The sequence below is a fragment of the Pseudochrobactrum algeriensis genome (assembly GCF_018436245.1).
GTDB lineage: Bacteria > Pseudomonadota > Alphaproteobacteria > Rhizobiales > Rhizobiaceae > Pseudochrobactrum > Pseudochrobactrum saccharolyticum.
On sequence record NZ_CP075361.1, the window covers coordinates 3,256,277 to 3,281,631 of the forward strand.

Sequence of the window (25,355 nt, forward strand, 5' to 3'; positions counted from 1 at the left end):
AATCAGGCACCTTCCGCTGTTGTGTCTTTTGCCCAAAGACCTGTTGCCGGATCAAACTGCCCCGAAAACTCCCATTCAGCCGGTCCTGTCATTAAAACATGATCGTCATCGCGCCAGTCGATCTGCAACGGCCCGCCCGGTACAATGACTTTTACATTGCGACCCGTACGGCGCGTGCGTGCCGCCGATACACCAGCGGCACAGGCAGCAGAGCCGCAAGCCCGCGTCAGACCAACACCACGCTCCCAGGTGCGGATGGTCAGCTCATCTTTGCCCGTGACCTGCGCGATTGAAATATTTGCCTTTTCCGGAAAGATCGGATGATTTTCCAGCAATGGCCCGAACTTATCCAGCTCATAGGACCAGACATCCTGATCAACCCAGAAAATCGCATGGGGATTGCCCATCGAAGCCACAGATGGCGAATGCAGCACCGGCGCATCAATCGGCCCGATCTGTAATTCGATCATCCGCGTATCACGAAATTCTTCTGCCAGCGGAATAGCCTGCCACTCGAAACGAGGCTTGCCCATATCGACACGGATCTGGCTGTCCGGTAGTTCCTCTGCCAGCAACAGTCCTGCCAATGTCTCAAAGGTGAATTGTGATTTGCCGGTTTCCGCAGCAAGTGCCTGCACCACACAGCGTGTGCCATTGCCGCAAGCCTGCGCTTCACTGCCATCGCAATTGATAATGCGGATATAATAATCCGTACCCGCCGTTTTCGGATCATGGATCGCCATGATCTGATCAAAACCGGTCGCAGCATCAGCATTCAGTGCGCGCGCGGCATCAGGCGTGATCCGGTCACTCCGGCCGCGCATATCCGCCACAATAATTTTATTGCCAAGGCCATTCATTTTGGCAAAAGCAGCATCAACTGACATAGCTACAGACATAGTTTCACAATTATAAGATATATTCCGGTTACGGCATATCAGCAGCCTTAATGCGGAACATCGACAAAATTCGGTTCGCAGAGATACGAAAAACAGGCAGCATCCGGAGATTTTGCCTGAAAGCACATCCTGAAAGCGCTTCACACTTTGCGCAAGGCACTCCGGACATACATTTACAGGCCTATATGGCGGAACTTCTCTCAAATTGCCAGTATATGTGCCAATGATTCGAAAAGCAGTGATGCGTTTTTGCCTGAATCTGCCGTAGAAGACAGATCACGCCTTGGCCTGCCGGTAAAATATGTTTATCTTTAAAACATAATCTGCTCAAATTTTGCTGCCAGACAGGCTTTCACATTGTCAGGCCATAACCTGTCAGATTAAAACAAGGCTGAAGCCGTAAAATCGTGCAACCAACCTTATTTCCCTTTTGTTCAATGATTCCTTTTGATTACAAAATGGTCTAAAGTGCAGCGGATTTTGCCTCATTATTGACCTGAGGACGGAACTGTTTCAAAGATTCCGCTTCAGAAACCACACTATCAAGGAGATGGGTATGGGAGTTTCTAAGATTGGCCTGCTCGGACTTGCAGCTGCCACCATTCTCGCCGGTTGCCAGAGTTCGCGTTTTGACAATATGGCCAGCAACACTCCCCCGCAGGCACAGCCTGCTCCTTTGCGCCCTGCTCCGACGACATCGGTTCAGTCCGGATCGCTGAATGATGTGAACGCATCGCAGTTTCCGGCTAATCCGAATGATATGAATTCACAGCCGCAGGGCAATACACAGGTTGCCAGCCTGCCGCCTGCATCTTCCGTAGACCTGACACCGGGCAAAGTTGCCGGTGTGTGGAATGCATCGCTTGCCGGTCAGAGCTGTAAAGTTGCCACCCCGCAGACCAAATTCGGTCAGGGTTATCGCGCGGGTCCGCTGCGTTGCCCGGGTGAACTCGCCAATCTGTCCTCATGGTCGGTCAACGGCAAGCAGCTGGTTCTCTATGATGCAAATGGCGGCACTGTAGCTTCGCTCTATTCGTCTGCTGACGGCCGCTTTGACGGTCAGACTTCCGGCGGCCAGCCGATCAGCCTGTCCCGCTAAAAACTTGCTGACATTATAGAATTATAAAAGCTGCAGACACAATCTGCGGCTTTTCATTTATAGAACAGCGCCTGAATGAGCCCGAATGAGGTTGTCATGTCTTTCAATGAAACGCTGAAAGCCTATCCGTCCGTATCAGAACGCTACGACTCTCTGGCCATGGCCGGAGATATTGAAGCAGATCCGCAGCAGCAAATTCTGGCAAAGCGCTTTGATGCTCTGATTGATGCAATTTGCAGCAAACGCCTTTCACGCAAATCCAGTGCTTTGGGCTGGCTGTTCGGCAAGTCCAAAAAAGTGGCTGAGCCGATCAAAGGTCTGTATATTCATGGTGAAGTCGGCCGCGGCAAGACCATGCTGATGGATATGTTCTTTGAATTGCTGCCGGTTGAACGCAAACGCCGTGCGCATTTCAATGATTTCATGGCCGATGTGCATGAGCGCATTCATGCCCATCGTCAGGCTTTCAAAAAAGGTGAAACCAAACAGGAAGACCCGATCCCGCCGGTTGCTGAAGCACTGGAAAAACAGGCATGGGTTCTGTGTTTTGATGAATTTACCGTCACAGATATTGCCGATGCGATGATCCTGTCGCGTTTGTTCTCAGCGCTGTTCGAGCGTGGCGTGGTGCTGGTTGCCACATCCAATGTGGCACCGGACAATCTCTATCCGAATGGTCTCAACCGTCAGCTGTTCCTGCCTTTTGTCAGCATTCTTAAAACCCGCGTTGATGTGATCAATCTGGATTCGCGCACAGATTACCGTCTTGAAAAGCTCGACCGCCAGCCGGTCTATCTCACACCGCTCGGGCTTAAAACAGATGCCAGAATGGACGAGGCATGGCATGTTCTGACAGAAGGCGGAATTGAGACAGCAGAGGTTATCAAGGTCAAAGGCCGCAGCATTCATCTGAACCGCACAGTCGGCAAAGCCGTTCGTGTTACTTTTGATGAACTCTGCGCCAAACCGCTGGCTGCCGCAGACTATCTGGCGATCATGGCGCGTTTCCGCACTATGTTTATCGATCATGTGCCGGTGCTGGATCTTGCTAAGAGAAATGAAGCCAAACGTTTCATTCTGCTGGTGGATACACTTTACGACCAGCGCGCCCGTGTTATCATCTCTGCCGCAGCGACACCCGACAAACTCTATAGTGCCTCCAGCGGCACAGAAGCTTTTGAATTTGACCGTACCGCATCGCGTCTTTTTGAGATGCAGAGTGCGGAATATCTTGAAGCATTTGAGACAAATGAATCAGCTGTAATACGGGCAACAGCCTGAGTAACACGTGAAACACAGGCCAATTCTCTGATCGTCACTATTTTGTGACGATCATGGCCTAATTTATGCCAGTCAGGGGAATCATAAGAGCACTTATGATTCATCAAATAAGCATTCCGCAATCGGGCTGACTGTAAGCCATTCTGAACAAACAAAAATCAGCTGTAAGCGGCCAAAAATTCCGGTAAAATTCCTTTCCCTGATTTCATGATATGAAACAGGAAAAACTTCGGCTTTTGTCAAAAATGACTTACGTTTACGTAAGAACATATTTAGCTAAACGATTGAAATCTTTAAATACAAAATTATTAGTTGAGTTATTTTGAAAACGGGCATATCGACCATACAGCGTAATGGCCTCTGCGGGCGTAACCGATCGGAAAGCTCAAGCAGAGGTAAAGCTGTTTTAGTTAGATTTTAGATCAGGGAAGTAACCAGCATGGCTCGCAATAAGATTGCTCTCATCGGTTCAGGCATGATCGGCGGAACGCTCGCCCATATGGCCGGTCTCAAAGAGCTCGGTGACATTGTGTTGTTCGATATCGCCGAAGGTATCCCGCAGGGCAAAGGCCTCGATATCGCGGAATCCTCACCGGTTGACGGTTTCGATGCCAAGTTCACCGGTGCCAATGACTATGCCGCCATCGAAGGCGCAGATGTTGTTATCGTTACCGCCGGTGTACCACGCAAGCCGGGCATGAGCCGCGATGACCTGCTGGGCATCAATCTGAAAGTCATGGAACAGGTCGGCGCCGGTATTGCCAAATACGCCCCTGATGCTTTCGTGATCTGCATCACCAACCCGCTTGATGCGATGGTTTGGGCTCTGCAGAAATTCTCCGGTCTGCCGGCAAACAAAGTTGTCGGTATGGCTGGCGTGCTTGATAGCGCCCGTTTCCGCTACTTCCTCGCTGAAGAATTCAACGTTTCCGTTGAAGACGTCACCGCATTCGTTCTCGGCGGTCACGGCGATACTATGGTTCCTTCCAGCCGCTATTCGACTGTTGCCGGTATTCCTCTGCCGGATCTGGTCAAAATGGGCTGGACCACTCAGGACAAGCTGGACAAGATCATTCAGCGTACCCGCGACGGCGGTGCTGAAATCGTCGGCCTGCTGAAAACCGGTTCTGCTTATTACGCACCGGCTTCTTCCGCTATCCAGATGGCTGAATCCTACCTCAAGGATAAGCGCCGCGTTCTGCCGGTTGCAGCTCAGCTGACCGGCCAGTACGGCGTGAAAGACATGTATGTCGGCGTACCGACCATTATCGGTGCGAACGGCGTTGAACAGGTTATCGAAATCCAGCTCGACAAAGAAGAACAGGCCGCATTTGAGAAATCAGTTGCTGCAGTTCAGGGTCTTTGCGACGCCTGCATCGCGATTGCACCAAATCTGAAATAAGCTCCCTTATTCAAGTTCTGGGATGTTTCGGGGCGCTTTTCCCAAAGTGGCCCCGAACTGGTCTCTGGAACTTCATATAAAAATCACGAAGCCTGTCTATCAACACAAGTTGAAACCACAGGTTTCAGGAGCGCCCTTAAAAGGACAACCAGATGAATATTCACGAATATCAGGCTAAGCGCCTGCTCCACTCCTACGGCGCACCGATTGCCAACGGCGTGGCTGTTTACTCCGCTGAACAGGCTGAAGAATGGGCAAAAACCCTTCCTGGCCCGCTTTATGTGGTCAAGAGCCAGATCCATGCCGGCGGCCGCGGTAAAGGTAAGTTCAAAGAACTGCCAGCCGATGCTAAAGGCGGCGTGCGTCTTGCCAAATCCATCGAAGAAGTTGTTGCGAACGTTAAAGAAATGCTCGGCAACACTCTGGTGACCAAGCAGACCGGTCCTGCCGGTAAGCAGGTTAACCGTCTTTACATCGAAGATGGTGCGGACATCGACCGCGAACTGTATCTCTCCCTGCTGATCGACCGCTCCGTCGGCCGTCCGGCTTTCGTTGTTTCCACCGAAGGCGGTATGGACATCGAAGCTGTTGCGGAAGAAACACCGGAAAAGATCATCAATGTTGCAATCGATCCTGCCAAAGGCGTGACCGATGAAGACAATGCCAAGCTTGCCGATGCTCTGAAGCTCGAAGGCGAAGCCCGTGAAGACGCTCTGAAGCTGTTCCCGATCCTCTACAAAGCTTTTGTTGAAAAAGACATGAGCCTTCTGGAGATCAACCCGCTGATCGTCATGACCAATGGTCGTGTACGCGTGCTGGATGCCAAAGTATCCTTCGACGGCAATGCTCTGTTCCGTCATCCTGACATTCAGGAACTGCGCGATCTGTCGGAAGAAGACGAAAAAGAAATCGAAGCTTCCAAGCATGATCTGGCTTATGTTGCCCTCGACGGTAATATCGGCTGCATGGTCAATGGTGCCGGTCTTGCTATGGCAACCATGGACATCATCAAGCTTTACGGCGCAGAACCGGCAAACTTCCTCGATGTTGGCGGCGGCGCTACCAAAGAAAAAGTAACAGCTGCATTCAAGATCATCACTGCTGATCCGGCTGTTGAAGGTATTCTCGTGAACATCTTCGGCGGCATCATGAAATGCGACGTTATCGCTGAAGGCGTGATCGCTGCTGTTAAAGAAGTTGGCCTTAAAGTTCCTCTGGTCGTTCGTCTCGAAGGCACCAATGTTGAGCTCGGCAAGAAAATCATCAACGAGAGCGGCCTGAATGTTATTTCAGCTGACGATCTCGACGATGCAGCGCAGAAAATCGTTGCTGCAGTGAAGGGAAATTGATCCATGTCTATTCTTGTAAACAAGGACACCAAGATTCTCGTTCAGGGTCTGACCGGTAAGACAGGTACTTTCCACACTGAACAGGCTCTTGCCTATTACGGCACCCAGATGGTCGGCGGTATCCACCCTAAAAAGGGCGGCGAAACCTGGACAGGCTCCAAGGGCGAAAACCTGCCGATTTTTGCAACTGTTGCTGAAGCTAAAGAACGTACCGGTGCAGATGCATCCGTAATCTACGTTCCGCCTGCAGGTGCAGCTGATGCCATCATCGAAGCAATCGAAGCTGAAGTCGGCTTCATCGTCTGCATCACCGAAGGTATTCCGGTTATGGACATGGTACGCGTGAAAGAACGTCTGGAACGTTCAAAATCACGCCTGCTCGGCCCTAACTGCCCGGGCATCCTGACCCCTGAAGAATGCAAAATCGGCATTATGCCAGGCAACATCTTCAAAAAAGGTTCGGTCGGCGTTGTTTCCCGTTCCGGTACACTGACTTACGAAGCTGTGTTCCAGACCTCCAATGAAGGCCTCGGCCAGACAACCGCTGTTGGTATCGGCGGCGATCCGGTTAAAGGCACAGAATTCATCGACGTGCTGGAAATGTTCCTCGCAGACGACAACACCAAGTCGATCGTTATGATCGGTGAAATCGGTGGTTCGGCTGAAGAAGAAGCAGCTCAGTTCCTCAAAGACGAAGCCAAGCGCGGCCGTAAGAAGCCAATGGTTGGCTTTATCGCCGGTCGTACTGCTCCGGAAGGCCGCACCATGGGTCATGCCGGTGCTGTTATCTCCGGTGGCAAGGGCGGCGCTGAAGACAAGATTGCAGCTATGGAAGAAGCCGGTATCCGCGTTTCCCCATCCCCTGCACAGCTCGGCAAGACTCTTGTTGAAGTTCTCAAAGGCTAATTGCCTTTGGGCTGAGGTGCTCAAGGGCTAATCCCTTGGAACTCTGACAATATTGGCAGTCGCGCAACGTGACTGCCTCTAAAAAGCCCGGTTCGTGGCCCATGGCACGCCTGAATCCCGAACCGGGTTCGCTAGACTAAAACTTATGCCCGTTTCTGTTGGAAATCAGTACAAACGTACTATTTCTCAGAACAGAGACAACAGACCAGCAACTTAAAACGGGACCGGAAGATTTTCCGGTATGGCCGGTATAAGGAGACGGAGTGGATACTCCGGCAAGGACAATGGCACGGCAAGAAGAAGCCAATGACGTTTTCGCCCTGACCTCGTTTCTCTATGGCGGCAATGCCGACTATATTGAGGAGCTCTATGCTGCATATGAAACCGATCCGAATTCGGTCAATGCAGAATGGCGCGATTTTTTCGCAAATCTCGGTGACAATCCGAAAGATGTGATTGAAAATGCCCGCGGTGCATCCTGGGAAAAAAGCAGCTGGCCTGTGACGCCGAAAGATGAGCTGACCAATGCTCTCGACGGCAACTGGGCAGATGTTGAAAAACATATGACAGACAAGCTGAAAGGCAAAGGCGGCAAAGCTGTTGCTGCTGCACCGGCTCTGTCTGAAGCAGAAATTACACAGGCAGCACGCGACAGTGTTCGCGCGATCATGATGATCCGCGCTTACCGTATGCGCGGCCACCTGCATGCCAATCTCGATCCGCTCGGTCTTTCCGAAAAGCCGAATGATCATAATGAACTGGCTCCGGAAAATTACGGTTTCACACCGGCTGATTTTGACCGCAAAATCTTCATCGACAACGTGCTCGGCCTCGAATATGCGACCGTTCGCGAAATGCTCGATATTCTGAAGCGCACCTATTGCTCGACAATCGGCTTTGAATTCATGCACATTTCTGATCCGGCTGAAAAAGCCTGGCTTCAGGAGCGCATCGAAGGCGCCAATAAGAGCATTGCTTTCACACCGGAAGGTAAGAAAGCCATCATGTCCAAACTGATCGAAGCTGAAGGCTTTGAACAGTTCATTGACGTGAAATACAAAGGCACCAAGCGCTTTGGTCTCGACGGTGGCGAGTCCCTGATCCCTGCCCTTGAACAGATCGTCAAGCGCGGCGGCTCCATGGGCGTAAAGGAAATCATTTTCGGTATGGCTCACCGTGGCCGTCTGAATGTGCTTTCGCAGGTTATGGGCAAGCCGCACCGTGCTATTTTCCACGAATTCAAAGGCGGCTCCTATGCGCCGGATGATGTGGAAGGTTCAGGCGACGTTAAATACCATCTGGGTGCGTCTTCCGACCGCGAATTTGACGGTAACTCCGTTCACCTGTCGCTGACAGCCAACCCTTCACATCTGGAAATCGTCAATCCGGTTGTTATGGGTAAAGCCCGCGCCAAGCAGGATCTGCTGGCTGGCCGCACCCGTGATGAAATCGTACCTTTGGCAGAACGCGCCAAAGTCATGCCGCTGCTGCTGCATGGTGATGCGGCATTTGCCGGTCAGGGCGTTGTTGCGGAATGTCTTGGTCTGTCGGGTCTGCGCGGTCACCGCGTTGCCGGTACAGTTCACTTCATCATCAATAACCAGATCGGCTTCACCACCAATCCGGCCTTCTCCCGTTCTTCGCCATATCCTTCCGATGTAGCGAAAATGATTGAAGCACCGATTTTCCACGTGAATGGTGATGATCCGGAAGCTGTTGTATTCGCTGCAAAAGTTGCAACCGAATTCCGCCAGACTTTCCATAAGCCGGTTGTTGTAGATATGTTCTGCTACCGCCGCTTCGGTCACAACGAAGGCGACGAGCCTGCGTTCACACAGCCTTTGATGTACAAAGAAATTCGCAAGCACAAAACCACTGTACAGCTCTACAGTGAAAAGCTGATCGGCGAAGGTCTTCTGACACAGGCTGACATCGACCAGATGAAAGCTGACTGGCGCGACAAGCTGGAAACAGAATTCGAAGCCGGCCAGAACTACAAGCCGAATAAAGCCGACTGGCTTGACGGTGCATGGGCAGGTCTGCGTACAGCTGACAATGCCGATGAACAGCGTCGTGGTAAAACCGGCGTACCAGCGAAGACACTCAAGGAAATCGGTAAGAAACTTTCCGAAACCCCTGAAGGCTTCAACGTACACCGCACCATTCAGCGCTTCCTCGACAATCGCTCGAAGATGATCGACAGCGGTGAAGGCATTGACTGGGCAACAGCTGAATCGCTGGCATTCGGTTCGCTGTCTCTCGAAGGCCATCCGATCCGTTTCTCCGGTCAGGACGTGGAACGCGGTACATTCTCGCAGCGCCACACTGTTCTTTACGATCAGGAAAATCAGAGCCGCTATATTCCTCTGAATAATCTTCAGAAGGGCCAGGCGATCTACGAAGCCATCAACTCGATGCTTTCGGAAGAAGCCGTGCTCGGTTACGAATATGGTTACTCGCTGACAGATCCGCGCGCACTCGTGTTGTGGGAAGCCCAGTTCGGTGACTTCGCCAACGGTGCTCAGGTTGTATTCGACCAGTTCATCTCTTCGGGTGAGCGCAAATGGCTGCGTATGTCCGGTCTCGTCTGTCTTCTGCCGCACGGCTATGAAGGTCAGGGGCCTGAACATTCGTCCGCACGTCTGGAACGTTATCTGCAGCTTTGCGCGGAAGATAATATGCAGGTTGCCAATGTTACGACACCGGCAAACTACTTCCACATTCTGCGTCGTCAGATGAAACGCGACTTCCGTAAGCCGCTGATCATGATGACACCGAAGTCCCTGCTGCGTCACAAGCGTGCGATTTCTTCCTTGAGCGAACTGTCCGGAGACAGCACATTCCACCGTCTGCTGTGGGATGATGCACAATATCTCAAGGATCAGCCGATCAAGCTGCAGAAAGATGCCAAGATTCGTCGCGTCGTTCTCTGCTCCGGTAAAGTCTATTACGATCTTTACGAAGAGCGTGAAAAACGCGGTATCGACGATATCTACCTGCTGCGCGTTGAACAGCTTTATCCGTTCCCGGCAAAAGCTCTCATCAACGAACTGTCCCGCTTCCGCGGTGCAGAAATCGTCTGGTGTCAGGAAGAGCCGAAGAATATGGGCGCATGGTCGTTCATTGAACCTTATCTGGAATGGGTTCTGGCGCATATTGATGCGAAATACCCGCGTGCCCGCTATGCTGGCCGTCCGGCTGCCGCATCGCCTGCAACAGGTCTGATGTCCAAGCATCTTGAACAGCTCGCAGCCTTCCTTGAAGATGCGCTCGGTTCTTAAAATTTAAATTTCTGACCCGCTGATTTATCCTCAGCGGGTCGCCTATCATTCAGATTAAAGATCCAGGGAAGATAAAACCATGGCAACCGAAATCCGCGTTCCCACCCTCGGGGAATCCGTCACAGAGGCAACTATCGGCAAATGGCTCAAAAAAGTCGGCGACGCTATCGTTGCTGATGAACCATTGGTTGAACTGGAAACTGACAAGGTTTCTATTGAAGTTCCTGCGCCTGTTTCCGGCGTTCTGACAGAAATCACCGCTCAGGAAGGTGACAATGTTGGTCTCGATGCCCTGCTCGGCCAGATTGATGCATCGGGCGCAGCTGCTGCTCCTGTTGCAAAACCTGCTGCTGCTGCGCCAGCCGCTGCACCTGTAGCCGCTGCTGCACCTGCCGCAGCTTCTTCTTCCATGCCTGCGGCACCGGCAGCTGCCAAGCTGATGGCTGAAGCCGGCCTGAACAGTGATCAGGTTGACGGTTCCGGCAAGCGTGGTCAGGTTCTTAAAGGCGATGTTCTTGCAGCGCTTGCAAAAGGCACTGCACCTGCAGCCGCCGCCGCTCCAGTTGCTGCACGTCCTACGTCCCCTGCCGGTGATGCACCACGCGAAGAACGCGTGAAAATGACCCGTCTGCGTCAGACCATTGCACGTCGCCTGAAAGATGCTCAGAACACCGCAGCCATGCTGACCACCTATAACGAAGTCGACATGTCGGCTGTTATGGATCTGCGTTCACGCTACAAAGATATCTTCGAGAAGAAGCACGGCGTTAAGCTCGGCTTCATGGGTTTCTTCACCAAAGCTGTAACTCACGCTTTGAAAGAAATTCCTGCTGTTAATGCCGAAATCGACGGCACAGACATCATCTACAAGAACTTTGCTCACGTCGGCGTTGCTGTCGGTACAGACAAGGGTCTCGTGGTTCCTGTTGTTCGCGATGCAGACCAGATGTCGATTGCTGAAATCGAAAAAGAAATCGGTCGTCTTGGTCGTGCAGCCCGTGACGGTCAGCTTTCCATGGCTGATATGCAGGGCGGCACATTCACCATCTCCAATGGTGGTGTATATGGTTCCCTGATGTCTTCCCCGATCCTGAACGCACCGCAGTCCGGTATTCTCGGCATGCACAAAATTCAGGAACGTCCGGTTGTTGTCGGCGGTCAGATCGTTATCCGCCCGATGATGTATCTGGCTCTGTCCTACGATCACCGTATCGTAGACGGCAAAGAAGCTGTGACCTTCCTCGTTCGCGTTAAGGACAGCCTGGAAGATCCGGAACGTCTGGTTCTCGACCTGTAATAAACTGACTAAGAGCGCTGTCTCACGACAGCGCTCTTTTCAACTGCATCTTTTCTGAGCCCTGCGGCTCTTTCTTTTTCTGATCTCACGGAGCCTCTCATGCAGTATGTGATCGAATTCACCGGTCTGATGGCGGTATTCGTGATCCTGCTCGTTGCACCCGGTGCGGATTTCGCGCTGATTGTGCGTCAGAGCATTGTGCATGGCCGCCGTGCAGCCTTCATCACCAGTTTAGGCATCGGCGCATCGCTGATGTTCCACATTTCCTATACGATCCTCGGTATCGGCCTGATCGTATCCCAGTCTCTGTTTCTGTTTTCGCTGATTAAATGGGCAGGTGCTGCCTATTTGTTTTATCTTGGCATCAAGGCGCTGCGCGAAAAACCGCTCAATGCAGCCGATGCAGATAAAATAATTCAGACAGACGGCGAAGCTGCTCAACCACAACAAAAAGCAATTTCGGCCAAGCGCTGCTTTACTATGGGTTTCATCACCAATGCGCTGAACCCGAAAGCCGTGTTGTTTTTCCTCTCCCTGTTCTCATCCCTTGTCAGCCATGAAACACCGGCTGCAATTCAGGGTATTTACGGGATTCTGATCGCAATCGTCGTCATCGGCTGGTTTGCAATTGTGACTTTGTTCTTTACGCTGGAACCCGTGCGTAAACGCTTTTTCGCTCTGGGTGCATGGTTTAATCGCGTGACCGGTATGGTATTTATCGGATTAGGAATTAAGCTGGCCAGCCAGCAAGCCCATTAGAAAGAACGACGCATCGTACTTCAGGCCGATGCTGTAAATCAGACTTTTAAAGCCCGGTGAGGGAAAAATGCTTATCAAAACAGTCATTTTAAAAAAGACTTTTGCCTGTCTCGCAAGCTGCACAATTCTGCTGACCGCCACAGCGGTTGCTTCGGCGGCCTGTATGCAAAACCGTGCGAGCTATTCCGACAAAGACCAGAATTACACCCTGACTTTCAGCCCTGTTCAAAAAGACGATGAGCAGTCAGGCAACAGCTTCACAATCATTGCCAATGACAAACCTGAATTCAAATTACAGGGCATTGTCCAGTGGTCAGAAGGCGCAGCCCGCCCTTCTGCAACAATCACTTATAATTGCGCCAGCGATGATGTAGCTGAAGATGAAATTGATGACTGCACAATCTGGCAGGGCGTAGTATATGCGCTTAAAGATGGTGCAGATGCAGAGTTTCTGCCCCGCAATGATGAACCGGCTGCCGCAGCAATCCTCCTGCCGGATTTTGTCAGTATGCTGGACAGTTATGATTTTGGAACGGCCAAACCGGCCGAGCCGCTGAGCTGGGAAGTGTTTCGCTTTAAAGCCTGCACACCCGAAGAATAAAAGATCGACCCTTGTCTTCATGCAGAAATCCCCTGCCTGAACGGACTTAAAAAGAGTTAAAAGGATTAAGCAATGTCTTATGATGTCGTTGTTATCGGTACCGGCCCCGGCGGTTATGTTGCAGCTATCAAAGCTGCCCAGCTCGGCCTGAAAGTTGCCGTTGTTGAAAAACGCAGCACTTTCGGCGGCACCTGCCTCAATGTCGGCTGTATCCCTTCAAAGGCATTGCTGCACGCTTCTGAAGTTTTTGCTGAAGCCGGTCATTCTTTCGACGCGCTCGGCGTTGAAGTGAGCGCACCGAAGCTGAACCTCGAAAAAATGCTGGCGCATAAAATTGCAACTGTTAAAGCCAACACTACCGGCGTTGAATTCCTGTTCAAGAAGAACAAGATCGAAGCTTTCACCGGTTTTGGTAAAGTTGTTGCTGCAGGCAAAGTTTCTGTGACTGCTGAAGACGGTTCTGTCAAAGAACTCGAAACCAAAAACATCATCATCGCCACCGGCTCTGATGTTGCCGGTATTCCGGGCGTTAATGTTGATATTGATGAGAAAGTCATTGTTTCTTCAACCGGCGCGCTGGAATTCACCAAAGTGCCTGAAACTCTGGTTGTTGTCGGCGGCGGAGTGATCGGTCTGGAACTCGGTTCCGTATGGTCGCGTCTCGGCTCCAAAGTGACTGTTGTTGAGTATCTCGACAAAGTTCTCGGCGGCATGGACGGTGAAGTTTCCAAGCAGTTCCAGCGCATGCTGGCCAAGCAGGGCATTGATTTCAAACTCAGCGCTAAAGTGACAGCAGTTGAAAAATCCGGCAATGGCGCCAAGGTTACTTTCGAGCCTGTTAAAGGCGGCGATGCAGTGACCCTTGAAGCTGAAGCCGTTCTGATCTCGACCGGCCGTCGTCCTTACACAGATGGTCTGGGTCTGGCCGAAGCCGGTGTTGCTGTTGATGAACGCGGCCGCGTTGCGATCAACGATCATTGGCAGACCAATGTTGCCGGAATTTATGCGATCGGCGACGTGGTTAAAGGCCCGATGCTGGCGCACAAAGCCGAAGATGAAGGCGTTGCCGTTGCAGAAATCATCGCCGGTCAGAAAGGCCACGTCAATTTTGATGTGATCCCAAGTGTTGTTTACACTCAGCCGGAAGTGGCTTCTGTTGGTAAAACCGAAGAAGAACTGAAGGCTGCCGGTATTGAATATAAAGTCGGTAAATTCCCGTTCACAGCCAACGGCCGTGCACGCGCCATGCAACACACAGACGGTTTTGTGAAAATTCTGGCTGACAAAGCCACCGACAAAGTTCTCGGTGCGCATATCCTCGGCTACAATGCCGGTGAAATGATCCACGAACTGACCGTTCTGATGGAATTTGGCGGTTCTTCGGAAGATCTGGCGCGTACCTGCCACGCACATCCGACCATGTCGGAAGCTGTTCGTGAATCGGCAATGGCCACTTACGATAAGCCGATCCATATGTAATTGGTCAGATATAATCTGCGGATTATACAGAATGCGAGGCCCGGTTTTTACCGGGCCTTTTCTTTTTCCTGTCGAATTTAGTTAGGCTTTATTGAGATTATCAGGGCACAATGCACTAAATAAAGCCTAACCAAATGAAAGCACTGCTGCCTCTATGCCAACCCTCACCCGCCTGATTATCATTCTGGCTCTGATTTCTGCCTGTATTTACGGGCTGATGCTGGTGCTTGTGAAAACAGTCAGTCCGGTGACATCAGAGATTATTGTGCGCGTACCGGCACATAAAATGGTGCAGCAACCGCGCGATACTGCACCTGTCAGCCCTGCCCCTGTGCCATCGCCCTATACAGAGGGTGAACCGGAGGCTGAAGATGCAGAATAATCTCTCAACAGATGCCGCCATTGACTCCTTTCTGGAAATGATGAGTGCTGAACGGGGTGCCGCCGGGAATACGCTGGAATCCTATCGCCGCGATCTGGAAACCGCTGCGGAATTTATGGCAGGTCGCAAAACCGGACTGGTTTCAGCCAATTCCGTCGATATTAAAGCCTGCCTTGATGAGATGAATATTCAGGGCTTCGCTTCCACTTCACAGGCACGCCGCCTCTCCTCTTTGCGGCAATTCTTCCGCTTTCTCTATACTGAAGGCATGCGCAGCGACGATCCGACCGGCATTATCGATGCGCCGAAGAAAAATCAGGCGCTACCAAAAATTATGAGCGAAGACACAGTTTCAAAGCTGCTGACGCAGGCTGAAACAGAAACGCAGCCCCAGGAAGATATGAGCGGCTATTTCAACGCCGTGCGTCTGCATGCGCTTCTGGAACTGCTCTATGCCACCGGTATGCGTGTCAGCGAGCTTGTCGGTCTGCCGGAAAAAACCATCCGCAGCAATCAGCGTTTTCTGCTGGTGCGCGGTAAAGGTGCCAAAGAACGTATGGTACCGCTCTCGGTCAAAGCGCAGAATGTCCTGCAACTTTATGTGGGTCTGCGTGACAGAGTACCGGAATGGCAGGATAGTCCCTGGCTGTTTCCTGCCCGCTCGGAAAGCGGTTATCTGGCACGGCAGGTCTTTGCCCGTGATCTGAAAGCACTGGCAGCGCGTGCCGGTATTGCAGCCGCTGCGGTTTCTCCCCATGTGCTGCGTCACGCCTTTGCCAGCCATCTTTTGCAAAATGGTGCAGATTTACGTGCAGTTCAGCAATTATTAGGCCATTCGGACATTTCTACGACACAAATTTATACCCATGTGCTGGAAGAAAGACTGCATCACCTCGTTGCAACGCATCATCCGCTTGCCGATTGACGCTATGAAGTTTAAGAGAAACATATTCGGCAGATAGATTTTTCTGTCAGACAATCTATATAGGACAGATGAAACCCTCTCTCAGACCTTAATGTCTGATGGTTTTAGTCTCCGGAGCGTAATAGTCAGGTCATATGTATAATTACCTTGATTTCGAAAAACCCGTCGCAGATCTCGATGGTCAGATCCTCGAACTGAAAAAACTGGCGCAGGAAAGCGGCAGTGTCGAGATGAGTGATGAGATACGGCGCCTTGAAAAGCGCTCTAGCGACGCGCTGAAAGATATTTACCGCAAACTCACCCCTTGGCAGAAAGTGCAGATCGCCCGTCATCCGGACCGTCCGCATTGTCTGGATTATGTGAACCGCCTGTTTACAGAATTCACGCCGCTGGCCGGTGACCGTAACTTTGCTGAAGATCAGGCCATTCAGGCCGGTTTTGCGCGTTTTAACGGTCAAGCTGTTGCGGTGCTCGGTCAGGAAAAAGGCAACGACACCAAGACCCGCCTGAAACATAATTTCGGCTCCCCGCGTCCGGAAGGCTATCGTAAAGCCATCCGTATCATGGAGCTGGCTGACCGTTTCAAACTGCCGGTAATCACATTCATTGATACTGCCGGCGCCTATCCGGGTGTGAGTGCGGAAGAGCGCGGTCAGGCAGAAGCCATTGCTCGCTCGCTGGAAATGAGCCTGAAACTGCGTGTACCGGTTATCACGGTTGTGATTGGTGAAGGCGGTTCCGGTGGTGCGATTGCGATTGCTGTCGCCAACCGCGTTTACATGCTCGAACATGCAATCTATTCGGTGATCTCACCGGAAGGTGCTGCTTCTATTCTGTGGCGTGATTCGACCCGTGCCAAAGATGCAGCCACCAATATGCGCATCACTGCGCAGGATCTGCTTGAGCTGAAAATCATTGATAATATTATTCCTGAGCCTCTCGGCGGCGCACATCGCGGTAAAAATGCGATTATCGATGCTGCAGGCGAAGTGATCGCAACAGCGCTGAAATCTCTTGAAGGCGTGGACGGCGAAACACTGAAACAGGAACGTCGTCAGAAATATCTGGCCATGGGTCGTAATCTCTGAGTGAGATTTCAACCACTTGTTCCACATAAAGGCCGCGCAACCAGCGCGGCCTTTATGTTTTAAGAGCATTTCCGGCAAAAGTGCTAAGCCGTTTTACGTTGGACAATGTGCTTAACAAAAAGAGAGAGCATTTCCGGCAATTCAGCCGTCACAGGAACTGCTCTAAGACATATGGTCAATACGGGTCATTTGTTGTAAATATTGCCCGATGCTAAGTTAATAACACTTTATCAATCATACTGACCGATACTACGGGACAAACTGATTGCGGCTGAAAATTTGCCTTTTTGCTATTTCAGGATATTTTGTTCCAACTCTTGCCTAATATTGCCGGTGACACTCATGAAACTCAGAACTGCAATTTTTGCTTCACTGATCGCAACCGTAGCACTTGCCGGTTGTCAGGGTTCAGTCTTTGATGGTGTCGGCGCCAAAGCAGAGCGTGAGCTGCCTTCCAAAGTTCTGGCTAAAATTAAAGCCAAGGGCATGAACAAGACATCGCCGGTTATGGCGCGTATCTTCAAGGAAGAAGGCGTTCTGGAAGTCTGGAAACAGAAAACCAACGGCCGCTATGACATGGTTGCCTCCTATGAGATCTGCAAATGGTCAGGCAAACTCGGTCCTAAATATGTAGAGGGTGACCGTCAGGCACCGGAGGGTTTCTATTCGGTCTCTGCTGCGCAGATGAACCCGAATTCACAATATTACCTGTCGTTCAATCTCGGCTTTCCGAATGCCTATGACCGTGCCAATGGCCGTACCGGTCAGCATCTGATGGTGCATGGCGCTTGTTCTTCTGCCGGTTGCTATTCCATGACTGACGAAAGCATGTCCGAAATTTATGCTTTCGGACGCGATGCCTTTAAGGGTGGTCAGCGCGATTTTCAGGTTCAGGCCTATCCGTTCCGTATGACCGCCGCCAATATGGCGCGCTATAAGAATGATCCGAATTACCAGTTCTGGACCATGCTTAAAGAAGGCTATGACCAGTTCGAAATTACAAAAGTACCGCCGAAAGTCGATGTTTGCGGCAAGCGTTACGTCTTTAATCAGAACTTCCCGGGACAGCAGGGACTTTCGGCTTCTGCCGCCTGCCCGCCAATGTCACAGCCGGATTCAATCCAGTCTGCTTATTCCAGCTACCAGAAAACCTATGACGCAGCTTTTTCGAGTGCGCTGAATAAATCATCGAAAAAACAGCCTGCGCCTTCAATCATGGGTGTTCAGGAAGCAAAACTGGTATCTGACTGGAGTGCACGTCGCGCACGTGGTGAGAAAGTATCCCGCACGCCGCCATCCTTAAGCCCTGCCTCTTCCGAAACACCGGGCGCGCCGGATACTGCTGCACCGACAGCGATCGCTCAGACACCTGTAACAGCACCTGCTGCAACCTCGGTTGCAGCTAATGTACCGGCAGCCCAGCCTGTTCTGGATCAGAATGCAACCGCTTCTGTTCCTGTGCCGAACAATAATCCGGCAGCAACAGCCGTTGTTGCCCCTCAGGTAACACCGGATATGCCGGCGGCAACAGCTGAGAAGAAATCTCTCTGGAACCGGCTGACCGGCCAATAAAATGACCGCTGAAGCTGAAGTTTTTTATGATTTTAAGGGGCTGCAATGCCCCTTACCTGTTTTGAAAACCCGCAAAAAATTACAAGACTTGTCTGCCGGTGACCGGATCAGGATTGAAACCACTGATCCGCTTTCCCCGCTTGATATTGCCCATTTCTGTCAGTCAGAAGGGCATATTCTGCTGGAACAGCAGAATGAGGGTCGGGTTTTTCATTTTCTGATAGAGAAAGGCTAGAGCATTTCACAGTCAAGTTGGATCAACTTGACGCCCGTGATAATGCGACCAAATAAAGAATCTAGAGCGAGCACTATGATCCAATCTGGACGTAAACCGCTCTAAGACTTTTAGCCCTTCATGGAAAAACCGGGAATTGCCAGCGGATTATCAGTCAGAGCCTGTGCATCAGCCTGATCAATACGTGGCTTGCCTAAAAACGCATCAAACAGATCACGTATATAGGTCTCATCCAGATCTTTGGTAATCAGAACCAGACGTGTCTGATATTTGCTGTCCTGTAATTCCAGCGGCCAGCTTTTCAGGCGCACAGGCGGATGTAAAATCTGCTGCACACCATGAATAACCAGCGGTCGTTCAGCATCTTCAGCAACAGCGATAATCCCTTTCATGCGCAGTAATTTGTCGCCGTGGGTAGAGCGCAGCAAATCCAGAAACATTTCAATGGCTGCAAAAGGTACCGGCGCATCATGTTTCAGCGAGAATGAACGGATTGTCTCATCGTGATGGTGGTGATGATGATGTCCATGCTCACCGTGATGATGGCCGGAACAGCCTGCACCATGTATCTCACAAACATGGTCGTGATGGTCATCATAGCTGTCTGCTTTCAGCCAGTTCTGCACGTCCGGTGTCTTGCCTGCCGGATTGTACAATCCGCAATCAAACAAAGCTGCATAACCGATATCATCAGCAACATTGTCATAGATTTCGGCTGCCGGATTAAGGTTTCTGATCCGCGTCATTAAAGCTGCAATCTGTGTTGTATCGGCAAGATCAGATTTGGTCAGAACAATCCGGTCGGCAACAGCAACCTGTTTCACGGCCTCGATATGGGCATCCAATGTTGCCATACCATTCACAGCATCAACTGCGGTAATCACACCATCGAGTTTCAGAACCTGCATCAAAACCGGATGCCCCATCAGCGCCTGCAATACAGGCACCGGATCGGCCAAACCGGTTGTCTCGATAACAATGCGCTGCAAGGCATTGATCTTGCCCATCTGCACCCGTTCAATCAAATCCGCCAGTGTATCCACCAGCTCACCGCGAACGGTGCAGCACAGGCAACCATCTGCAAGCTGGATAACCCCGTCAGCCGTCTGCTCAACAAGCAGATGATCTATACTGACATCACCAAATTCATTGATGATAACCGCCGTATCCTGCAAGGCAGGATCTTTCAGCAGCCGGTTTAGTAATGTGGTTTTTCCTGCTCCCAGAAAACCTGTGAGCACAGAAATGCTGATCGGTTTGAAGGACATGTTAATTCACTGCTGTTGTCAGATTACCGCGCATAGGACGCTGCATCGGAATCGGCACTTGTGAAATATGCAGCACACCGCCTGCCTGCACTTCCGGTGCTTTGGCAACCAGTCCGACAGGAACCGCGACCGGTTCACGGGTCATCGCCGTAATATAAGGCGAATTGATTTTCAAGCGGCCTTCCACATCACGCCCGTCCCAGCGATCCGACATAGCCTGCTGGCTGCAAATCTGCGCCCGCAAATCTGTGGCCTGATTATTATTGCCCCCGTAAGGAGCAAGGCTGGCAAGTGTTGCGCCACCGCCGCCACGGGTAGCAAACCCATTTTGCAGCAATTCCGCAGCCTGCACGGCACGGTCTTCCTGTTTGGCTGCACCCAGCACAACAGCAACAATTGTACGACCGTTTCGGGTTGCAGAACCGGCGAGGTTAAATCCGGAAGCACAAATGAAGCCGGTTTTCATACCGTCAGCGCCGTTAAACCGGCCGAGCAGAATATTGTAATTGGCCTGAACTTTTTTGCCCTCACCCGGATCAATCGCCTCCGTATTAAAGTAATGGGCATATTCAGGAAATTCACGACGCAGCTGCGCGGCAAGCAAAGCCATATCGCGCGCGGTCGAATAATTGTTCGGATCAGGCAGACCATGCGGATTGGTAAAGTTTGAACCGAACATGCCAATGCGTCTTGCCTCGGCATTCATCATTTTTGCAAATCCGGCTTTGCTGCCGCCAACGGATTCAGCCACCGCAACGGACACGTCATTGGCGGATTTCACCATCATGATTTTCAAAGCACTGTCCAGTGTCATCACCGAACCGGCTTTATAGCCCATTTTACTCGGCGGTTCTTTTGTCGCCGCAACAGACATACGCACCGGTGATTCCAGTGTTTTCTGACCGGAGCGCAAAGCGCGGAACACCACATAGGCTGACATCATTTTGGTCAGCGATGCCGGATACCAGCGCTTAAAAGCATCATTATGCGCCAGTACCTTACCGGTCGACACATCAACAGCCATATAGGGATTGGCTTGCGCCACTGAAACAGCCTGCGAAATTGCAAGGCATGAGACAGTCATTGCCAGAACAGATTGTTTTAAAATATTCGGGATCATGGGATGACCACCTTTCAAGGCGTAATATTCGGTATTCAGATATCCGGAACTATATCCTGCTTCACCGCAGATCAGAACCTGCATTTGTTTCGTCAGGTCTTCAAACGGTATAAAGCGGCAAAAATCCGGTCATCAGAAAAAATGCCTGCACATTTTTCTTAAGTAAACTTTTCTACCTCAGACACTGCATAAAAGGCAAAGACCGATTGGCGAAATTTTATAAAACACACTATGTTATCTGAGAGCGTTGTGTTTTACCCACACCCGCTCATAGTGTGTATAATTTTATTGCATCATTACTGTGACGAGTGATTTCAGTTTTATGCAGTCCACATACCGCCTCGCTCATAATGCCTCGGAGGAGAGGCACACAGGTTCGGAGAACAGAAATGCCGCTTTTAGATCGCGCCGCACAATTAAAACAGGAAGTCAGCCTGTGGCGCAGACATTTACACAGCAAACCGGAATTACTCTATGACGTGCATGAAACTGCGGCATTTGTAGAACAAAAACTGCGTGAATTCGGCTGTGATGAAGTTGTTACCGGTATCGGACGCACCGGTGTTGTCGGCGTCATTAAAGGCAAAAAAGGCGCAGGTCAGGCAATCGGTCTGCGTGCGGATATGGATGCATTACCGCTGACTGAAACCGGCACTCCGGAATGGGTTTCGCAAAATCCGGGTAAGGCACATTCCTGCGGCCATGACGGTCACACATCTATGTTGCTGGGCGCTGCAAAAATTCTCTGCGAGACCCGTGATTTCTACGGCGAAGTCATCGTCATTTTCCAGCCAGCTGAAGAAGGCGGTGCCGGTGGTCTGGCCATGGTCAAAGACGGTATGATGGAGCGCTTCAATATTGTTGAAGTTTACGGCATGCATAATATGCCGAGCATTCCTGTCGGTGAACTGGCCGTTTGCAAAGGCCCGATCATGGCCGCGACTGATGAATTTACCATCACCATTAACGGCAAAGGCGGCCATGCCGCACAGCCGCATCGCAATATTGATCCGATCGTTATCGGCTCCCAGCTGGTCACCGCATTACAGAGCATTGTTTCACGTGGATCAAACCCGCTGGATTCACTGGTAATCTCGGTCACCAAATTTAATGCCGGTGAAGCTTACAATATCATTCCGGAAAAAGCCGTGCTCGCGGGCACAGTACGCAGCCTCACAAAGCACAACCGTGCATTTGCCGAGCAGCGTATACGTGCCCATTGTGAAGCCTTTGGTCTGCTCAATAATATCAAGATCGATCTTGATTTTAAAAACAACTATCCGGTGACATTCAACCATTCCGGCCAGACAGAAATCGCCGCCGATGTTGCTGACAAGGTCAGCATCAATGGTCCGATCACCCGTGAAGTTGAACCGATGATGGGTGGCGAAGATTTCTCCTATATGCTCGAAGCGCGTCCGGGTTGCTATATTTTCCTCGGCAATGGCGAGAGCGCAAACCTGCATCATCCGGCCTATGACTTTAATGATGATGCCCTGCCCTATGGCATGAGCTACTGGGTTGAGCTTGCACAATATCGTCTCAAAGACGCGCAGCTAGCGCCGGCTGAGAAAATGGCAGCCTGATCTCAGACTGCAAATTAAACAGGTTTCTGTTCAGCGAAGAGGCATAATCCCCTCTTCGCTTTTTATTTCTCATCAGACTATTCCGGTATTTTCTGCCCTGCCTGCCCTTGGCTTACGGTCAAAAAATCAGTATGTGTGCACCATACTATCCGGTCCCGTAGCTCAGTAGGATAGAGCGACAGATTCCTAATCTGTAGGCCACTGGTTCGAATCCAGTCGGGATCACCATTTCTCTCTCCCCTACCAACCGCTTGTATGAACGGAACAAAAACCTAAGTAAGGTTTAGTTGTTCGATAAAGCGGATTCTGGCCATGAGTGATAATCAAGAGACTGTAACAAAACCGGCACTGCATATGGCCTTTAAAACCGATATTCTCATTATCGGTGCCGGACAAGCCGGTTTGTCTTCTGCCTATCATTTACAAAAACTTGGCCTGCAGGCGGGCAAGAATTTTATCATTCTCGATAAATCGCCCGATGCCGGCGGCGCATGGCAATATCGCTGGCCTACCCTCACACTCAGCACAGTAAACCGGATTCATGACCTTCCGGGCATGTCCTTCTCAGATGTTCTGGAGCCGGAAGTATCAGAGGTCAAAGCATCCATTGCTGTTCCCCGATATTATGCGGCCTATGAAAAGAAGTTTCATTTGCCGGTTTACAGACCGGTGAGCGTCAATGTTGTTTGTGAGCGCAATGAGCGTTTTCGTATTGAAACTGATCGGGAAACTTTCACTGCCCGCGGATTAATCAATGCCACCGGCACCTGGGAGACACCGGTCATACCGCATTATACCGGTGCTGAACTTTTCAAAGGACAGCAGCTTCATACCCGCGATTATCAGACAGCTGAAGCATTCGCCGGCAAACATGTTGTCATTGTTGGCGGTGGTATTTCCGCTCTGCAGCTGCTTGATGAAATTTCACAGGTCACCACAACAACATGGGTAACCCGCAGCGAACCGCAATTTCGGGAAACACCATTTACAGAAGAAGATGGCCGCGCAGCTGTAGCCATTGTCGAAGATCGTGTCCGTCGCGGTTTAATCCCCGGCTCTGTTGTTTCCGTAACCGGTGTTCCCCTCACCCCCGCATTACGCGCAGCCCGTGAACGCGGCGCATTAAACCGCCTGCCAATGTTCAGCGAGATAACAGAAACAGGCATCCGTTGGACAGACGGCACAGAACAACACGCCGATGTCATCTTATGGTGTACCGGCTTCCGCAGTTCACTGGATCATCTTGCACCATTACAAATCCGCGAAACCAATGGCGGCATTATTATGGGCGGCAGACTGGCAACAGAAGTTGTCAAAGATCCGCGCATTCATCTGGTAGGGTATGGACCATCGGCATCAACCATCGGAGCTAATCGCGCAGGCGCTGCAGCAGCTAAAGAGCTGAGCGAATATCTTGAGCTGCATAAACAATATGCATAACGGATTTTGATTTCGTGAAACCTGTAAATCATAAAATATGTCGTTAAGTTTTTGCTAACCACGATGATTCACGTGAAACAACTATGCTTTTACCGCCACGCCTGCCGGTAAGAATAGCGCTAAAGTGTCCGCCTCTTGACTATCCCATATGATGCGCGTTGACCTCTCTCCGAGAACTGATTATTCGTTTTGATCGGGACGCGGAACAGAGGGAGATTTTCATGCGTACACTTTTCCTGGCTTTGCTGTCGACAGCTATGGCCACAACAATGATTGCTGCACCGGCAAATGCCAAAGATGTCAGTGTTGCTGTCACAGCAATTGTTGAACATCCGGCTCTTGATGCTGCCCGCGACGGTGTAAAAGATGCACTGGCCGCAGCCGGTTTTAAAGAAGGTGAAAATCTGAAATTCACCTATCAGTCTGCTCAGGGCAATCCTGCTACAGCTGCACAGATCGCCCGTCAGTTCATCGGCGAAGCACCGGATGTAATTGTACCGATCTCCACACCATCTGCGCAGGCCGTGGTTTCCGGCACCCGCGATATTCCGGTTGTGTTTACTGCCGTGTCTGATCCGGTTGGCGCACAGCTTGTTAAAAGCATGGAAAAGCCTGGCGGCAATGTCACCGGTCTGTCCGATCTTTCACCGGTTGCTGATCACATAAAACTGATCAAAGAAGTAGCTCCGAATGTAAAGACCATCGGCTTCCTTTATAATTCCGGTGAGGCCAATTCGATTTCGCTTCTCGAGGGCCTGAAAGTTGCGGCCAAAGAAGGTGGTCTGGAAGTGGTTGAATCAGCTGCAACCAAATCGGCTGAAGTTCAGGGCGCAGCCCGCGCTTTGATCGGTAAAGCAGACCTGATTTATATCCCGACCGACAACACTATTATTTCTGCGCTTGAAGGTGCGGTCAGTGTTGCGGAAGAAGCCAAGATTCCTCTGATGACTGCCGATACAGATTCCGTCAGCCGCGGTGCTTTCATCGCTCTCGGTTTCAACTATTATGATGTTGGCAAGCAGACCGGTGAAGTTGTTGTCCGTATTCTGAAGGGCGAAAAGCCAGGTGATATTCCGGTGAAAGTTGCCGCCGGTACAGATCTTGTTGTCAATCTGGTTGCAGCAAAGAAAATGGGTATTGAAATCCCGCAAGCTGTGGTCGATCGCGCAAGCAAAGTCATCAAAGAATAATCTGCATTCAAACCGGTAAAGCACCTTTACCGGTTTTTCATCATCCGGATATTCGGGTTCAATTTTTTAGACCTCAATATCCGGGTCATCTCCTTTGTATCTTTTAAATCCGGCACAGACCGCAAAACAAAAGATACTCAGATTTCAACAGGCAGGCTGCCCCGTATTATCAGACGGTCAGAACAGAAACTCTGTG

Annotated in this window: 21 protein-coding genes and 1 tRNA gene; 19 read left to right on the top strand and 3 right to left on the bottom strand. The window is 50.9% G+C overall.

Going from position 1 to position 25,355, the window contains the following annotated elements; translation table 11 throughout:
* Window positions 1–2: 2 nt before the first annotated feature.
* The gene (dapF, locus tag KHQ09_RS17210) at window positions 3–887 is read right to left on the bottom strand and encodes a diaminopimelate epimerase (protein ID WP_213600079.1); all 885 of its coding nucleotides are present in this window, start codon (window positions 885–887) and stop codon (window positions 3–5) included.
* Between the two features lie 568 nt (window positions 888–1,455).
* On the opposite strand from dapF, the gene KHQ09_RS17215 reads away from it, so the two are divergent.
* The 15 genes from KHQ09_RS17215 (at window position 1,456) to KHQ09_RS17285 (ending at window position 18,555) form a co-directional block, all read left to right on the top strand.
* Entirely contained in the window at window positions 1,456–1,998 is a 543-nt protein-coding gene (locus KHQ09_RS17215) for a protease inhibitor Inh/omp19 family protein (protein ID WP_028233952.1), read from the top strand.
* 96 nt (window positions 1,999–2,094) lie between these two features.
* Window positions 2,095–3,279 (top strand): cell division protein ZapE, encoded by a 1,185-nt coding sequence (gene zapE, locus KHQ09_RS17220; protein ID WP_213599537.1) that lies wholly within the window; start codon window positions 2,095–2,097, stop codon window positions 3,277–3,279.
* 439 nt (window positions 3,280–3,718) lie between these two features.
* A complete protein-coding gene (mdh, locus tag KHQ09_RS17225; RefSeq protein WP_022712278.1) occupies window positions 3,719–4,681 on the top strand; it encodes a malate dehydrogenase in 963 nt (320 codons plus the stop codon).
* Window positions 4,682–4,833: 152 nt separating this feature from the next.
* Window positions 4,834–6,030, top strand: a complete 1,197-nt coding sequence (gene sucC, locus KHQ09_RS17230; RefSeq protein WP_022712277.1) for an ADP-forming succinate--CoA ligase subunit beta — start codon at window positions 4,834–4,836, stop codon at window positions 6,028–6,030.
* Between the two features lie 3 nt (window positions 6,031–6,033).
* Window positions 6,034–6,936 carry a succinate--CoA ligase subunit alpha gene (sucD, locus tag KHQ09_RS17235; protein ID WP_022712276.1) on the top strand — a complete coding sequence of 301 codons (903 nt, stop codon included), beginning with the start codon at window positions 6,034–6,036 and terminating at the stop codon, window positions 6,934–6,936.
* 284 nt (window positions 6,937–7,220) lie between these two features.
* Window positions 7,221–10,217: a 2-oxoglutarate dehydrogenase E1 component gene (locus KHQ09_RS17240; protein ID WP_116088615.1), complete on the top strand. Its 2,997-nt coding sequence runs from the start codon at window positions 7,221–7,223 to the stop codon at window positions 10,215–10,217.
* A gap of 79 nt (window positions 10,218–10,296) precedes the next feature.
* Entirely contained in the window at window positions 10,297–11,514 is a 1,218-nt protein-coding gene (odhB, locus tag KHQ09_RS17245; protein WP_213599539.1) for a 2-oxoglutarate dehydrogenase complex dihydrolipoyllysine-residue succinyltransferase, read from the top strand.
* Between the two features lie 99 nt (window positions 11,515–11,613).
* Window positions 11,614–12,273, top strand: coding sequence for a LysE family translocator (locus KHQ09_RS17250; RefSeq protein ID WP_116088617.1), 660 nt, complete (start codon window positions 11,614–11,616; stop codon window positions 12,271–12,273).
* A 163-nt stretch (window positions 12,274–12,436) separates the two neighbouring features.
* On the top strand, window positions 12,437–12,874 hold the full coding sequence (locus KHQ09_RS17255; protein ID WP_420801487.1) for a hypothetical protein: 438 nt from the start codon (window positions 12,437–12,439) through the stop codon (window positions 12,872–12,874).
* A gap of 72 nt (window positions 12,875–12,946) precedes the next feature.
* Window positions 12,947–14,353, top strand: a complete 1,407-nt coding sequence (lpdA, locus tag KHQ09_RS17260) for a dihydrolipoyl dehydrogenase (RefSeq protein WP_213599543.1) — start codon at window positions 12,947–12,949, stop codon at window positions 14,351–14,353.
* A gap of 154 nt (window positions 14,354–14,507) precedes the next feature.
* Window positions 14,508–14,735, top strand: coding sequence for a hypothetical protein (locus KHQ09_RS17265; protein ID WP_075653904.1), 228 nt, complete (start codon window positions 14,508–14,510; stop codon window positions 14,733–14,735).
* Window positions 14,725–15,660: a site-specific tyrosine recombinase XerD gene (gene xerD / locus KHQ09_RS17270; protein ID WP_213599545.1), complete on the top strand. Its 936-nt coding sequence runs from the start codon at window positions 14,725–14,727 to the stop codon at window positions 15,658–15,660. Before KHQ09_RS17265 ends, xerD begins: the two co-directional genes overlap by 11 nt.
* 134 nt (window positions 15,661–15,794) lie before the next feature.
* On the top strand, window positions 15,795–16,748 hold the full coding sequence (locus KHQ09_RS17275) for an acetyl-CoA carboxylase carboxyltransferase subunit alpha (RefSeq protein ID WP_075653906.1): 954 nt from the start codon (window positions 15,795–15,797) through the stop codon (window positions 16,746–16,748).
* A 342-nt stretch (window positions 16,749–17,090) separates the two neighbouring features.
* Window positions 17,091–18,320, top strand: a complete 1,230-nt coding sequence (locus KHQ09_RS17280; RefSeq protein ID WP_213599547.1) for a L,D-transpeptidase family protein — start codon at window positions 17,091–17,093, stop codon at window positions 18,318–18,320.
* A 1-nt stretch (window position 18,321) separates the two neighbouring features.
* On the top strand, window positions 18,322–18,555 hold the full coding sequence (locus KHQ09_RS17285) for a sulfurtransferase TusA family protein (protein WP_213599549.1): 234 nt from the start codon (window positions 18,322–18,324) through the stop codon (window positions 18,553–18,555).
* Window positions 18,556–18,665: 110 nt separating this feature from the next.
* On the opposite strand, the gene KHQ09_RS17290 is transcribed toward KHQ09_RS17285, so the two are convergent.
* Together KHQ09_RS17290 and KHQ09_RS17295 are read right to left on the bottom strand one after the other, a co-directional pair.
* Window positions 18,666–19,823: a CobW family GTP-binding protein gene (locus KHQ09_RS17290; RefSeq protein ID WP_213599551.1), complete on the bottom strand. Its 1,158-nt coding sequence runs from the start codon at window positions 19,821–19,823 to the stop codon at window positions 18,666–18,668.
* Between the two features lies 1 nt (window position 19,824).
* Window positions 19,825–20,907, bottom strand: coding sequence for a D-alanyl-D-alanine carboxypeptidase family protein (locus KHQ09_RS17295; RefSeq protein WP_213600080.1), 1,083 nt, complete (start codon window positions 20,905–20,907; stop codon window positions 19,825–19,827).
* A 425-nt stretch (window positions 20,908–21,332) separates the two neighbouring features.
* Here KHQ09_RS17295 and KHQ09_RS17300 point away from each other — a divergent pair, with 425 nt between their 5' ends.
* From KHQ09_RS17300 to KHQ09_RS17315, 4 genes are all read left to right on the top strand, one after another.
* The gene (locus KHQ09_RS17300) at window positions 21,333–22,529 is read left to right on the top strand and encodes a M20 aminoacylase family protein (protein ID WP_213599553.1); all 1,197 of its coding nucleotides are present in this window, start codon (window positions 21,333–21,335) and stop codon (window positions 22,527–22,529) included.
* 151 nt (window positions 22,530–22,680) lie between these two features.
* Window positions 22,681–22,757: transfer RNA gene (locus tag KHQ09_RS17305), tRNA-Arg, on the top strand.
* 84 nt (window positions 22,758–22,841) lie between these two features.
* Entirely contained in the window at window positions 22,842–23,969 is a 1,128-nt protein-coding gene (locus KHQ09_RS17310; protein WP_213599556.1) for an NAD(P)-binding domain-containing protein, read from the top strand.
* 221 nt (window positions 23,970–24,190) lie between these two features.
* The gene (locus KHQ09_RS17315) at window positions 24,191–25,159 is read left to right on the top strand and encodes an ABC transporter substrate-binding protein (protein WP_075653910.1); all 969 of its coding nucleotides are present in this window, start codon (window positions 24,191–24,193) and stop codon (window positions 25,157–25,159) included.
* Window positions 25,160–25,355 lie beyond the last annotated feature (196 nt).

Excerpts from the sequence above, each read along its gene's own strand:
- dapF (WP_213600079.1), bottom strand. The coding sequence starts at position 887 with ATGTCAGTTGATGCTGCTTTTGCCAAAATGAATGGCCTTGGCAATAAA.
- KHQ09_RS17215 (WP_028233952.1), top strand. The coding sequence starts at position 1,456 with ATGGGAGTTTCTAAGATTGGCCTGCTCGGACTTGCAGCTGCCACCATT.
- zapE (WP_213599537.1), top strand. The coding sequence starts at position 2,095 with ATGTCTTTCAATGAAACGCTGAAAGCCTATCCGTCCGTATCAGAACGC.
- mdh (WP_022712278.1), top strand. The coding sequence starts at position 3,719 with ATGGCTCGCAATAAGATTGCTCTCATCGGTTCAGGCATGATCGGCGGA.
- sucC (WP_022712277.1), top strand. The coding sequence starts at position 4,834 with ATGAATATTCACGAATATCAGGCTAAGCGCCTGCTCCACTCCTACGGC.
- sucD (WP_022712276.1), top strand. The coding sequence starts at position 6,034 with ATGTCTATTCTTGTAAACAAGGACACCAAGATTCTCGTTCAGGGTCTG.
- KHQ09_RS17240 (WP_116088615.1), top strand. The coding sequence starts at position 7,221 with ATGGCACGGCAAGAAGAAGCCAATGACGTTTTCGCCCTGACCTCGTTT.
- odhB (WP_213599539.1), top strand. The coding sequence starts at position 10,297 with ATGGCAACCGAAATCCGCGTTCCCACCCTCGGGGAATCCGTCACAGAG.
- KHQ09_RS17250 (WP_116088617.1), top strand. The coding sequence starts at position 11,614 with ATGCAGTATGTGATCGAATTCACCGGTCTGATGGCGGTATTCGTGATC.
- KHQ09_RS17255 (WP_420801487.1), top strand. The coding sequence starts at position 12,437 with ATGCAAAACCGTGCGAGCTATTCCGACAAAGACCAGAATTACACCCTG.
- lpdA (WP_213599543.1), top strand. The coding sequence starts at position 12,947 with ATGTCTTATGATGTCGTTGTTATCGGTACCGGCCCCGGCGGTTATGTT.
- KHQ09_RS17265 (WP_075653904.1), top strand. The coding sequence starts at position 14,508 with ATGCCAACCCTCACCCGCCTGATTATCATTCTGGCTCTGATTTCTGCC.
- xerD (WP_213599545.1), top strand. The coding sequence starts at position 14,725 with ATGCAGAATAATCTCTCAACAGATGCCGCCATTGACTCCTTTCTGGAA.
- KHQ09_RS17275 (WP_075653906.1), top strand. The coding sequence starts at position 15,795 with ATGTATAATTACCTTGATTTCGAAAAACCCGTCGCAGATCTCGATGGT.
- KHQ09_RS17280 (WP_213599547.1), top strand. The coding sequence starts at position 17,091 with ATGAAACTCAGAACTGCAATTTTTGCTTCACTGATCGCAACCGTAGCA.
- KHQ09_RS17285 (WP_213599549.1), top strand. The coding sequence starts at position 18,322 with ATGACCGCTGAAGCTGAAGTTTTTTATGATTTTAAGGGGCTGCAATGC.
- KHQ09_RS17290 (WP_213599551.1), bottom strand. The coding sequence starts at position 19,823 with ATGTCCTTCAAACCGATCAGCATTTCTGTGCTCACAGGTTTTCTGGGA.
- KHQ09_RS17295 (WP_213600080.1), bottom strand. The coding sequence starts at position 20,907 with ATGACTGTCTCATGCCTTGCAATTTCGCAGGCTGTTTCAGTGGCGCAA.
- KHQ09_RS17300 (WP_213599553.1), top strand. The coding sequence starts at position 21,333 with ATGCCGCTTTTAGATCGCGCCGCACAATTAAAACAGGAAGTCAGCCTG.
- KHQ09_RS17310 (WP_213599556.1), top strand. The coding sequence starts at position 22,842 with ATGAGTGATAATCAAGAGACTGTAACAAAACCGGCACTGCATATGGCC.
- KHQ09_RS17315 (WP_075653910.1), top strand. The coding sequence starts at position 24,191 with ATGCGTACACTTTTCCTGGCTTTGCTGTCGACAGCTATGGCCACAACA.